The organism is Sphingomonas sp. 179-I 2A4 NHS (genome assembly GCF_045369135.1).
GTDB lineage: Bacteria > Pseudomonadota > Alphaproteobacteria > Sphingomonadales > Sphingomonadaceae > Sphingomonas.
The window spans coordinates 139,992-151,980 of sequence record NZ_JBIQFL010000007.1 but is presented as its reverse complement, the minus strand read 5'-3'; the positions used below and the strand labels follow the sequence as shown (position 1 = coordinate 151,980).

The 11,989-nt window shown below is 63.7% G+C and carries 11 protein-coding genes; 2 read left to right on the top strand and 9 right to left on the bottom strand.

Translation table 11 applies throughout. The features are described from left to right. Nucleotides 1-89: 89 nt before the first annotated feature. From ACH0CP_RS13710 to ACH0CP_RS13680, 7 genes are all read right to left on the bottom strand, one after another. Nucleotides 90-1,032, bottom strand: a protein-coding gene (locus tag ACH0CP_RS13710) for an IS630 family transposase (protein ID WP_406889596.1) whose coding sequence is annotated in 2 segments (ribosomal slippage) — nucleotides 90-687 and nucleotides 686-1,032 — 945 coding nt in all. Because the reading frame shifts where the segments join, the coding sequence is not laid out codon by codon here. A 90-nt stretch (nucleotides 1,033-1,122) separates the two neighbouring features. Next, nucleotides 1,123-2,169, bottom strand: coding sequence for a cation:proton antiporter (locus tag ACH0CP_RS13705; protein WP_406889594.1), 1,047 nt, complete (start codon nucleotides 2,167-2,169; stop codon nucleotides 1,123-1,125). A gap of 496 nt (nucleotides 2,170-2,665) precedes the next feature. Next, the gene (locus ACH0CP_RS13700; RefSeq protein WP_099230996.1) at nucleotides 2,666-3,007 is read right to left on the bottom strand and encodes a hypothetical protein; all 342 of its coding nucleotides are present in this window, start codon (nucleotides 3,005-3,007) and stop codon (nucleotides 2,666-2,668) included. A 177-nt stretch (nucleotides 3,008-3,184) separates the two neighbouring features. Next, nucleotides 3,185-3,352: a hypothetical protein gene (locus ACH0CP_RS13695; RefSeq protein WP_406889592.1), complete on the bottom strand. Its 168-nt coding sequence runs from the start codon at nucleotides 3,350-3,352 to the stop codon at nucleotides 3,185-3,187. Nucleotides 3,353-3,559: 207 nt separating this feature from the next. Next, nucleotides 3,560-4,210: a YoaK family protein gene (locus ACH0CP_RS13690; protein WP_406889590.1), complete on the bottom strand. Its 651-nt coding sequence runs from the start codon at nucleotides 4,208-4,210 to the stop codon at nucleotides 3,560-3,562. A 283-nt stretch (nucleotides 4,211-4,493) separates the two neighbouring features. Continuing rightward, entirely contained in the window at nucleotides 4,494-5,108 is a 615-nt protein-coding gene (locus ACH0CP_RS13685; protein ID WP_406889588.1) for an HdeD family acid-resistance protein, read from the bottom strand. A 46-nt stretch (nucleotides 5,109-5,154) separates the two neighbouring features. Continuing rightward, nucleotides 5,155-5,883, bottom strand: coding sequence for a Bax inhibitor-1/YccA family protein (locus tag ACH0CP_RS13680; protein WP_406889586.1), 729 nt, complete (start codon nucleotides 5,881-5,883; stop codon nucleotides 5,155-5,157). Between the two features lie 307 nt (nucleotides 5,884-6,190). Between ACH0CP_RS13680 and groES the strand changes: the two genes are divergently transcribed. Beyond that, nucleotides 6,191-6,487 carry a co-chaperone GroES gene (groES, locus tag ACH0CP_RS13675; RefSeq protein WP_099231001.1) on the top strand — a complete coding sequence of 99 codons (297 nt, stop codon included), beginning with the start codon at nucleotides 6,191-6,193 and terminating at the stop codon, nucleotides 6,485-6,487. Between the two features lie 57 nt (nucleotides 6,488-6,544). Continuing rightward, nucleotides 6,545-8,164 carry a chaperonin GroEL gene (gene groL, locus ACH0CP_RS13670; RefSeq protein ID WP_406889584.1) on the top strand — a complete coding sequence of 540 codons (1,620 nt, stop codon included), beginning with the start codon at nucleotides 6,545-6,547 and terminating at the stop codon, nucleotides 8,162-8,164. 53 nt (nucleotides 8,165-8,217) lie between these two features. Here the strand turns inward: groL and ACH0CP_RS13665 are convergent, their stop codons facing one another. Both ACH0CP_RS13665 and ACH0CP_RS13660 read right to left on the bottom strand, forming a co-directional pair. Continuing rightward, the gene (locus ACH0CP_RS13665) at nucleotides 8,218-10,206 is read right to left on the bottom strand and encodes an ATP-binding protein (RefSeq protein WP_406889582.1); all 1,989 of its coding nucleotides are present in this window, start codon (nucleotides 10,204-10,206) and stop codon (nucleotides 8,218-8,220) included. Continuing rightward, nucleotides 10,203-11,654: an ATPase domain-containing protein gene (locus ACH0CP_RS13660; RefSeq protein WP_406889581.1), complete on the bottom strand. Its 1,452-nt coding sequence runs from the start codon at nucleotides 11,652-11,654 to the stop codon at nucleotides 10,203-10,205. Before ACH0CP_RS13660 ends, ACH0CP_RS13665 begins: the two co-directional genes overlap by 4 nt. Nucleotides 11,655-11,989 lie beyond the last annotated feature (335 nt).

The following is an 11,989-nucleotide window of genomic DNA, read 5'->3' as shown; positions in this document are numbered from 1 at the left end:
GAGATGGCAGCGAGTAGAGGATCGCTGTCGGAAAGCCACCAGTCCGTTCTCCAGCCAAACCCGGCCATTTCGCTTAGAGTCTGATGACATCAAGCTGACGCGTACCCGGCATTGCGGAGATAGTTTCGGCATTCGTCGGGTGTGAATGTGTCGAGCAGGGTGCCGACGCGGCGCCATGTTGCCTCGTGGGATCGCTCGGCAGCCTTTCGCATGAGGTGCTTGAGCTTGGCGAAGACCTGTTCGATCGGGTTCAGGTCTGGCGAGTATGGCGGCAGGAACAGGAGCCTGGCGCCCACGGCTTTGATGGCGCGGCGAATGGCGGGCTTCTTGTGGCTGGACAGGTTGTCCATGATGACGACGTCGCCGGGCGAGAGGGTCGGCACCAGGCATTGTTCTACATAGTCGGTGAAGCTCTGGGCGTTGATCGGCTGGTCGAGCACGCAGGGTGCGTCAATCCGATCGCATCGGAGTGCCGCGAGGAAGGTCATGGTCCGCCAGTGGCCGTAGGGCACCTTGGCGTGGAGGCGCCGGCCGACCGGCGCCCATCCTCGCAAGGGGGCCATGTTCGTCTTCACCCATGTCTCGTCGATGAAGACGAGGCGCGCCGGATCAAGCCGACCCTGGTATTTCTTCCACTGTGCCCGGCGTCGCGCGATGGCGGGGCGGAGCTGCTCGGCGGGCAGCACGCTTTTTTTTGAAGCTCAGACCCTCGGCATGGGCAAATCGCCAGACCTGAACATAGTCGACCTTCACGCCGCGCTCGGCCAGTTCGGCCACCAAACCCCGCAGCGTGAAGTCGCTCGCCACCCGTTCCAGCAGCCAGTCTCGCGTCGCGCCCGATAGGATATTGGTGCGGCGGCCGCCCATTCGACCCGGCGCTGCGCTGCCCGTGTCCCGGTAGCGCCGCATCCATTTAATCGCAGAACTTGGCGCAACCCCGAAGCGGGCCGCAGCCGCATGGCACGACATGCCCTCTGCCGTCACCGCCCGCACCACCCTGTCGCGCAGGTCCATCGAATACGGCTTCGCCATGCAAGCCAGCCTCCTTCACCGGCCTGCACCTTCAATCAGATCACCGCGCCTCTGGGAATCTCCAGTGATTCAGACTCACGTCATCCCGCTCTAGGGTGTCATTTCGCCCTCAGCCGGAACCGACCCCATCTCGCCGCCGTGCGCCAGGACCAGCGCGCTCTGCAATGCCGCATTGGTTGCGATGCCGCTGAGCCGCGCGAGAGCGAAGATGATTGCGAGCTTCACGAGGACGAGGATAGCCACAGCGCCGGCCGTCGCTGCCGGCTCGGTGAGAACGATCGACCAATCGACGCTCATACCGATCGTCAGGAAAAAGAGACCGAGGAAGATATCCCGCAGCGGCCGGAGCTCGTCTGCGAGGTGATGGCGGTAGTTGCTCTCGGCGACGACCATGCCGACGATGAAGGATGCCACCGCCAGGGAGAGTCCGATCAGCTCTGCGAGAAACGCGACGCCTGCGACCAACGCGAGCCCGGCAAGCATCAGCGGCTCGTTGGATCCGGTTCGCGCGATCCAATCGAAGATACGGCCTATCGTCTTGCGCGCGAAGAGCGCGGCACCCGTGAAGACAAGCACGGCTGCGCCCAACCGCAACATCAGGCCGGCAAGGTCCTCCTCAGCGCCTGAGGCAACCGCGCCAACCAGGAGCAGGACAGGCAGGGCGGCCAGATCCTGGAAGAGGAGGATACCCGTCGTTGCTATGCCATGACTGGTCGTCACCTCGTCCTGGTCCAGCAGCTGCTTGTGAACGATGGCGCTCGATGAATGCGCCAATGCAAAGCCCAAGATCAATGATGCTGTCAGGGACAGGCCCGCGAGGAGGGCGACTCCGGCTACGAGCAATGCGGTGACGACGACCTGAAGCGTGCCCAGCACAAAAACCAATCGACGGGCCGCGACAATGCGTGGCCAGGAGAATTCAAAGCCAATGACAAACATCAGCGCGGCGATGCCGAGCTCACCAAGGAAGCGGGTTCCCTCATTCGCTGAGACGAGGTGAAGTCCATAGGGGCCGACGACCGACCCGGCGACGAGATATCCTGCAATTGAAGAGAGGCGGAACTTCGTGAAAAGCGCGACAAACGCCAGGGAGGCAAAAATCAGGATCACCGCATCGGCGAGAAAATGGTGAAGCATAAACCGGGACGCCTCTCGCGGGGATCAAGTGCTTTCCGCCGAGGGCGGCGGGTCGGGGCTGCTCAGCGAGCCGTGGGATGCAGCGACGCTCGGGCGTGGAGAGATAATCGGTTGAAGCGGCCTTCCCACGTTCGCCGATGGCTGTGAGCACCGGCACTCAGCGCCCAGGATCGATCACGCCCGCGCGCGGTAGCGCTGGAAGGACGTCGTCGAGCCTCGTCCCTTCGATCGGTGCCAACCGCCGCGCCCCCCACGGTCTTCGGGCTCTGAGCTGGCAGCACTCGTCACCTCCGTCTTGGGCAAGTCACCAAGCAATCGCTCAGGTCGAGAGGACGCACACTGACATACCTCAGCCGGGTTCTGTCCTGCTGCGTCAAGCGCCTCTTCAGCTTTTCGACGGCGGCTGCGACAGCTCCAGGGTGAGCGCGATCCTGGAGCCGCCGGTTCGGCTGAGCGGACGTCAACAGCGCCCTAACCGTACCGCAGCGTCGCTTCGCTATGCTCCGGGTATCTCAAGGCACTCGACGACCTCGACCGCTTCGCCCGGAAAGATCGTGAAATGAGGATGGTTCTCGAAAAGGCGAGCGGCAGCCTCGTGCGTGTCGGCTTCGACGATGATGTAGCCGGTGAGGCTATTTCGTGCCGCCTCGACGCCCGACGAGGACACCCGCATGGTCCGGCCGAGCGGGCCGCCAGCATCCTTTATGTATTCAGCGTTCTTGCCCATCCACGCCCCCCAAGCAGCCATCCCCTCTGACTGCTTGTCAGGACTTATCGGTGACGCGGCTTTTTCCGCGTCCGTTGCTGATCCGATGTACAACGCCAGGAACTTTGCCATGCCAGATCCTTCGCCTCGCTCGCTCCATCCAGTTACTAGAAGCATCGCGCGCGTCCGCCATCAGAAAACGTCGGCAAACACAGCGTCTGGAGAAGTCTGCTGACCCTTTGGGATCGTCGGCGATGAACGTTCTCCTTTCCGGCCCGGACCTCCGGCGCAGGAACTCTGCCGCCTACTTCAAAGCGTCCAGCTCGGGGGATCGCTCGCGGGGAAAGACTCTTCGATCGCTTCGTCGACTGGGTCGAGCTCCGTTCCCTCCTGCTCTTCCTTGGCCACGCTCTCATCAGGCGCCAGATCCGGCTTCTTGTCCTTGTCAGGATTCATCGACGCTTTGGGGCCCGTCATCTTTTCATCCTCCATTAAAGTGAGCGCGCTGCACCTGTGCATCCGCGCGAACCGACTGAACATTCTGCCTGTCGGGAACGACTAGGCCCTGATTCAGATCAGCGCCGCTCGGCTTGTCTCAAGCGGTCGCCGGCAAGGTCATGCGCGCGTCGTTCCGGACGGACCACGGCCACAGCCTCAAGGCCGCGATAGAGCGCCTGCAGCGATCTACGCCGGTTCGCCCGTCCTTTCGATGAGGCCTGCCCAAACGGCCAGGAGAAGCGCGGCCAGCGCTGCGAACCAGAGGCCGTCGACACCCAATCGGTGAAAGCTAAGCGCGCCTATGATCGCACCTGTGACGAGGCTCGACCACAGCAACAAGTGTGGGAGCCAGTCCCATCTGGGTCCGCCCAGCAGTGCCATGCCGATCCGCTGCCCCGCCTTCACGACCGCACCGGTCATATAGGTGAGGCCGATGCTCACTTCGCCATCGCGCTGGAAAACAAGATTCTCCGCTCCCATCGCAGCAGCCATAAGCAGCGGTGCGAATGCGCCCGCGCCGACGTGCGCGAGCGTCGCGCTCGAGGCGAGGAGCAATGACACGAGTCCCAAGACGGCGGACTTGCGGCGCTTGTGAACCAGGGCGGCCACGAGCGTGGCCGCGATCACGCCCGTGAGGAACGCACCAATCAATCCCAGCGCGATCAACGCCGTCACCGACCGTTCGGCCACCCCGATGGCGAGCCGTGTAGAGTTGCCGCTCATGAACGACACAAACATCCCGCCTGCGGCCAGGAAGCCCAGCCCGTCGACGTAGCCCGCCAGCCCGGTAAGACAGAAGGCGAGCCACTTTCGTCGCCGTTCAAGCACGCCGATCATTGAACCTACATACTCCTGCTGCACGAACCTGATGCCCGTGCGAGGAGGTTGCTTCCAGTCCGCAACCAGACAGCGATAGCGGCAGAGGTTCATCAGGCGGATTGCCAGCCACACAGGCGCTGGGCGCAAGTTCCCTAGGCTTTGCGACCGGGCCGATGCAATGTGAGTGTCTCGCAGGCGGCACAGCGCCTGCTGCTGGGACCGGTCGGCACGGAACGCCGAACGCTTCCCTGCCGCCTTAGCGAGACTGCTGCGACCTCAGCCGATCGCGACTCGCCGGCTATCAAGCCCGGCGAAGCTTGAACCCGAGCCCGAGAAGAACAACGCCAGCGATGATCGCGTACGTTCCGATCACCCAGGCGGCAGACGGCAAAGTCGTGAGCGGATCGATGACCAGCAGGACGACGATCATGATCCCCAGAGCGATCGATAAAGCGCCAGACAGGCCCATCAGCCATTCGCCGCGGATCACCTTGCGCAACGTCACTGCCGCAGCGATTTCGAGGGCACCGGTGACGATCGCCCAGACCGCCAGCATGATAAGCGTAACCAGGGCGTATCCCGCGGTCATGGCTGCGGGCATCAGCACGAACAGGACCGCTGTTGCGATGCCGATGATCCCGCGGAGCACATAGGTCCACCAGCGCTCCTCCTTGCGGCGCGCGCCGCGAACCGCGGCGACGAGGGACAAGATCCCGTCCACGCCCGCATAAGCTGCGAAAACGGTGGCAAAGGCGAACAGCGCGCTGACGGGAAACAGGAACGACACCACGCCGAGCGCGAGCGCGAGCGCACCGCGGAAGACGATCCAGCCCCAGTTCCGGCGCAAGGTCCCCAGCATCGGCAGACCGCCGGCTTCCTGCTCGTCGGATGCAGCATTGATTTTGACTCGAACCACGAATGCCTCCCTTCTCTGCCGCGCGCCAATCGGCGGCACGACGTCGCTATGCCCTTTGCCGCTCGCCGGTGAGGTTCAGCAGCAGCTGGAACAGGTTGATGAGATCAAGGTAGAGGGACAAAGCCCCCAGCACGGCGAGCTTCTCCAGCGACTGAGTGCCGGCGTAGGCAACGTACTGGCTCTTCAGTCGCTGGCTGTCCCAGGCCGTAAGGGCGGTGAACACCAGAACCCCGATGATCGAAACGGCAAACTGCAGGGTATTCGAGGCGAGAAACAGGTTGATCAGGCTGGCAACGATCAGACCGACAAGACCCACCATCAGGAACGTCGACCAGCGTGAAAGATCGACCTTGGTCGTGTAGCCCCATAAGCACATCGTCGCGAACAAGGCGGCGGCGGAAAAGAAGGCCAGGGCTATGCTGGTGCCGGTGAACACCAGAAAGATGCTGGCCAGCGACAGTCCCATGACGGCAGAAAATGCATAGAAGCTGATCCGCGCCGTCGCGACGCTCATGTGCTCGACGCGGAAGGAGAAGAACAGCACGAACGCAAGTGGGGCAAGAATGACCAGCCACTTGAGGGGGGTATTGAAGATGGGCTGGTAGAGCCCGGGCGTACTGGCGACGATTAGCGCGACGATCCCCGTCACCCCAAGACCCAGAGCCATCGTTCGATAGATGCCCAACAAATACCTGCGAAGGCCCTGATCATAAGCGTCGGCGTGCGCCGCCACGCCGCGCAACCCTGCACCCGGACTTCCAAGTGGCGTGTTCATCTGCGCTCCTCCGATCGAAGTTGCAGCGATCCAGCCAGACCGCTCCGGTCAGGGCCTTGGCAGTTGCGTAGCGAATCGCTGGCCTGAGGCTGCTGATCTAAATCACCCCGGTTGGGCGACTCCTGAGGCAGTTTGCGCGTCGTGCGATGCGCAACGCCGCATCCGCACGCAATGCGAGTGATCTCAGTACCAACCAGGTTTGGCAGCACTCTTGATGGTTGAAAATCATCTTCCTAACTCTGCCGAAACCGACCGTTCCACGCGAACGGGAGGCCCATCACATCATGATCTGCTTAGGAGGTAATGCATGCATTTCCGTCCCCTGCACGACCGTGTCGCTGTCCGTCGTATCGAAGCCGAGGAAAAGACGGCCGGCGGCATCATCATTCCCGACACCGCCAAGGAGAAGCCGCAGGAAGGCGAGGTCGTTGCCGTCGGCCCCGGCACCCGCGACGAGCACGGCAAGCTCGTCGAGCCCATGGTGAAGGCCGGCGATCACGTGCTTTTCGGCAAATGGTCCGGAAGCGAGGTCAAGATCGGTGGCGAGGAACTGCTCATCATGAAGGAGAGCGACATCCTCGGTATCGTCGAGAGCGAAGCATAAGCGAGTTAAGCCAGCTTCGGACCAACTATTCACGCGAATATAGGAGGTAAGGATACAATGGCTGCAAAGGAAGTCCGTTTCTCGACCGACGCGCGTGACCGCATGCTGCGCGGCGTGGATACGCTCGCGGATGCGGTCAAGGTGACGCTGGGTCCCAAGGGCCGCAACGTCGTCATCGACAAGAGCTTCGGTGCACCGCGCATCACCAAAGATGGCGTGACGGTCGCCAAGGAGATCGAACTCAAGGACAAGTTCGAGAATATGGGCGCGCAACTGATCCGGGAGGTCGCGTCGAAGACCAATGATCTCGCCGGCGACGGCACTACCACCGCCACCGTTCTCGCACAGGCGATCGTTCGGGAGGGCGCCAAGGCGGTCGCCGCCGGGCTGAACCCGATGGACCTGAAGCGCGGCATCGATCTCGCGGTCAACGCGGTGGTCGACGATCTCAAGGCCCATGCACGCAGCATCAGCGCAAACAGCGAGATCGCTCAGGTCGGCACCATCTCGGCGAACGGCGACACCGAAGTCGGACGAATTCTCGCGGAGGCGATGGAAAAGGTCGGCAACGAAGGTGTCATCACCGTGGAGGAGGCGAAGAGCCTCGCGACCGAGCTGGAGGTGGTCGAAGGCATGCAGTTCGACCGCGGCTACCTCTCGCCCTATTTCATCACCAACCCGGAGAAGCTCCGCGTTGAGCTGGATGATCCCTACATCCTGATCCACGAGAAGAAGCTCTCGAACCTGCAGGCGCTGGTGCCGCTGCTGGAGAAGGTGATCCAGTCGGGCCGTCCGCTGCTGATCATTGCCGAGGACGTCGAGGGCGAGGCCCTGGCGACCCTCGTCGTCAACAAGCTGCGCGGCGGGCTTCACGTCGCCGCGGTGAAGGCGCCGGGCTTCGGTGATCGCCGCAAGGCGATGCTCGAGGACATCGCCATCCTGACCGGCGGCAACGTCGTCAGCGAGGATCTCGGCATCAAGCTCGAGAACGTCACCGTCAACATGCTCGGTCGGGCCAAGAAGGTGGTGATCGACAAGGACGACACGACGATCATCGACGGTGCCGGCCAGAAGGCGGACATCGACGGCCGTGCGGCGCAGATCCGCCAGCAGATCGAGACGACGACGTCCGATTACGACCGCGAGAAGCTTCAGGAGCGGCTGGCCAAGCTCGCCGGCGGCGTCGCGGTGATCCGGGTCGGCGGCGCCACCGAGGTCGAAGTGAAGGAGAAGAAGGACCGGGTGGACGACGCACTCCACGCGACCCGGGCTGCCGTCGAGGAGGGCATCCTGCCCGGCGGCGGCGTGGCGCTGCTGCGAGCGGTCAAGGCGCTGGAGAACCTGTCGCCGGCCAATGACGACCAGAAGGCGGGCGTCGAGATCGTCCGGCGCGCCTTGAAGGCACCGGCGCGGCAGATCGTCGATAATGCCGGCGAGGACGGCGCCTATGTGGTCGGCAAGCTCGGTGAGGGATCAGACTATAACTGGGGCTTCAACGCTGCCACCGGCGAGTATGAAGACCTCGTCCGGGCAGGCGTCATCGATCCTGCCAAGGTCGTGCGCACGGCCCTCCAGGACGCGGCCTCGGTCGCCGGGCTGCTCATCACCACCGAAGCTCTCGTGGCGGAGCTTCCCAAGGACGACAAGGCCGCGCCCATGCCGGCCATGGACTACTGACAGAAAGGGGGGCCCCCCGGCCCCCCTTCGCTTGCTGGACGAAGCGACAGAGCTCAGGTGACGGCTCCGGCGGCTTTGGATCGGGCCCGGATCTCGGCGAGCTTCGCTGATAGTTCGTCCTGCCGAAACGGCTTCATGAGACGCGCGAAATGCGGCTCGATCTCGCTGTTCTCCGCGTAGCCGGAGACGATCAGAACCGGGGTGCGTGGACCCAATTCGCGGCTAAGCGCCGCGCCCGACATACCGCTCATCAAATGGTCGGTCACCAGGACGGTCGGGCTCAGACCGTCCTTTACCAGCTCTAACGCCTGCTCTGCCGATTTTGCCTCGACCACCTCATAGCCGATCGCGTTCAGCATCTGGCTGACGCTCGACCGAACGAGATCGTCGCCGTCGACAAGGAGCGCTGTTCCCTCCTGCGGCGTCTGGCGCTCGACGATCGGTTCTTCACGGCGCGGGAGCTCCGTCGAGACAGGGAGAAGAATCTCCACCCTGGTTCCTGCGCCGGGAGCGGTCGTGATGGTGAGGGTCCCCCCCAGCTGTCGGGCGAGACCGTGGGCCATCGAAAGGCCGAGCCCGGTTCCCTTGCCCAGTCCCTTGGTCGAGAAGAAGGGCTCAATGGCTCGCCTGGCGGTCTCCTCATCCATGCCGCTTCCGGTGTCCGAGACAGAGAGGCTGATATACGGTCCGGGCGTCAGGCCCCTGGCGTCATCGCCGGCCACTGTCTGCGCCGATACGGCGATCTGCAACGTGCCCCCATCGGGCATGGCATCACGCGCGTTCACGCAAAGGTTGAGCAAAGCCATCTCGAGCTGGTTGTGATCGGCACGTGCGGGCGGCAGCTCCTCAGGCACTTCGAGCACCAGCTTGATCTTCGGCCCGATCGTCGAGCCGACCAAATCGGCCATGCCGCGAACCAATGCGGCCATGTCGATGGCGCGAAGCTGCAGCGGTTGCTGGCGCGCGAAGGCCAGGAGCCGCTGGACGAGGGCCCTGGCTCGTTCGGCCGACTGCATGGCGCCCTCGATCAGCCGGCGCTGGCGCTCGGTGCCCACACCGCTGCGGATCAGGATGTCCAGGCCGCCGACGATCGGCGTCAAAAGGTTGTTGAAGTCGTGCGCGACGCCGCCGGTCAGCTGACCCATCGCCTCGAGCTTCTGAGCCTGCCTGAGCGCCTCCTCGGCCCTCTTGCGGTCGGTGATGTCGATGGCCTCGACGATGAGCGCCAACGTGTCGCCATTGGGCCCCCGCATCGGTCTCATCCCGACATCGAACGTGCGGGGGCCAATCGGCAGATGGATGTTCAGCTCCCTTTTCAGGGTTTCGCCGGCCGCAACACGGCCGACCCCGCTCTCCACGACGTCGCGCAGGTCAGGCGACCCGGCAAACCAAGGCGTTTCCCATAAGGGCTTCCCTAGGACGTCCTGGAGCTGCCCTCCAATCCCCGCCATGGCGGTTGCGTTCGCATCCAGCACGGTACCGTCAACATCGATGAGCAGCTGGTACTGGTTGTTCGTCTGGAAAATCGCGCGCATCCGCGCCTCGCCAATGGTGAGCTCGGCGGTGCGCTCCTCGACCTTGCGCTCCAGGAACCCCGCTAGGCTGCGAAGTTCCTCAAGGCGCGCCCGCGCTTCGTACTGACGCCGGCGGCCGCGAAGTGCGGCGCGCGCCAGGCTGATGAGGGTCGTGGGATGAAAGGGTCGTTCAAGGAAGGTGACGTTGTTGAGGACTTCCGGGTAGCGGGCGATTTCGGGATTACGCTTCAAGCCACTGACATGTTGGACCAGGAGTACGAACGGGAAGTCGGACCAGTCAGGCTGCTGCTCGATCCAGGACCTGAGCGCGCTGATGTCGGCGCTGATCAGGGCTTCGGAGGTGACCAGGGCGAGCCCCGCTCCCGCCCGGATCTCGTCAACGAGTTGCTCGATGGAGGCACATTCGATGCCTTTCACGCCGGCATCGGCCAGAACGGTAGCGGCGACCTCCGCATCGCGCCCGAAGGGCGCGAGGATCAGCGCGCGCTCGGAAAGCTCCGGGATCAATGCCGGTCTTCGATCAAGTCGGGCGACTCCGCGAACAGACTGCGCACGCCTCGGGCAGCCCCTTGAAAGGCGACGACTGCTTCTCCGACGCGGACGCCTTCGGCTCCGATGCTGAGCTCGCGGACGGTGTCCTCATGAGCGCCCGTGCGCTTCTTGACGACCGAGATGGCGCGACGAATGCGGCCGCGCATTTCGAAATAGCGCAGCAGGATGACCGTGTCCGCGAGGTAGGTGACGTCAACGGGGGTCTTCGGGTCACCCAGGAGGCCATGCTGTGCCAGGGTGACGAGGGTCGTTGCGCCCTGCCGGTTCAGATACTGCAGCAGCTCATGCATATGGAGCACCAGAGCATTTTCGCCCGGCATGGCGGCCTGGTAGCCGTTGAGGCTGTCCACCACGACCGTCTTTGCGTCGTTGTCCTCGACACATCTACGAACGCGTGCCGAGAACTGGCCTGGCGAGAGTTCCGCCGCATCGATCTGCTCGACCTTGAGGGCGCCGGCTTCGATTATCGCCCCAATGTCGATTCCCAAACCCCGCGCGCGGTCAGCGAGGAGACCGATCTCCTCGTCGAACACGAACATCGCCGCCTTCTCGCCTTTGGCCACCGCCGCGGCGACGAAGGTCAATGCCAGCAGCGACTTTCCGGTGCCGGCTGGACCGAGGATCAGCACGCTCGATCCCCGCTCCAGACCGCCGCCCAAGAGGCCGTCCAGCCCAGCCGCTTCGGTGGTGACCCTGTCGCGTTCGAAGCTGGTGCGATGCTCGGCCGAGATCAGGCGCGGGAACACGCGCGCGCCACCCTTCTCGATCAGGAAGTCGTGATAACCGCCACGAAAGCCCCGCCCCCGATACTTTACCACCCTGATCCTGCGCCGCTCCGGCCCATACTCTCTGGGAATCTCTTCCAGTCGGATGACACCGTGGGCGACGCTATGGACCGTCTTGTCCTCGGTATCGGTGGTCATATCATCGAGCATGACGACGATCGTGCCCTGCCCGGCGAAATAGTGCTTCAGAGCGAGCACCTGGCGGCGGTAGCGAAGCAAGCTCTGCGACAGCAGGCGAATTTCGGACAGGCTGTCCAGCACCAGCCTGGCAGGCTTGGATCGCGTGAACGCCTCGAAAATCCGTCGGGTCGTCTCCACCAGCTCGAGATCTGAGGAGTAGAGCAGGCTCTGCTGCTGCTTCTCGTCGATGAGGCTGTCCGGGGAGATCAACTCGACGATCTCGACGCCATCCAGGGTCCAGCCGTGTTCGGCCGCGGTCGCTCGAAGCTCTTCCTCGCTTTCCGAGAGCGTGAGGTACAAAACCTTCTCGCCCTTCCGCACGCCTTCGAGCAGGAACTGCATCGCGACCGTCGTCTTGCCGGTGCCCGGCATCCCTTCGAGGAGGAACACCCGGCCGCGGCTCAAGCCACCGCTCAGGATGTCGTCGAGGCCCGGCACCCCCGTTGCTGCAGGATCTTCGCTACTCACCGTTCGACTGTCCCCCGTCCAAGCATGGCTGCATTCGCGAAATCTGCGCAGCAGCGGCCGATGCCCCGCTCCGGCCGAGGGCCGGTGCGAAGGGAGGCTCGTCGAACCTGCAGGCGAAGAGGCTGTGAAGCCTTGACTGACGGCCTACGGCGCCCCGCGGGAAAGGGTGCCGGATCAGGAGTGTAACCGTCGCTGAGCTATGTCAGTCCGATGACCTGCCGCGAGCGAACTGACCCTGACCACTTCTTCAATGCGGAGCACCACAGGATGACCGCTCGTGGCACTTTACCCGCCGGTAAAGTGCC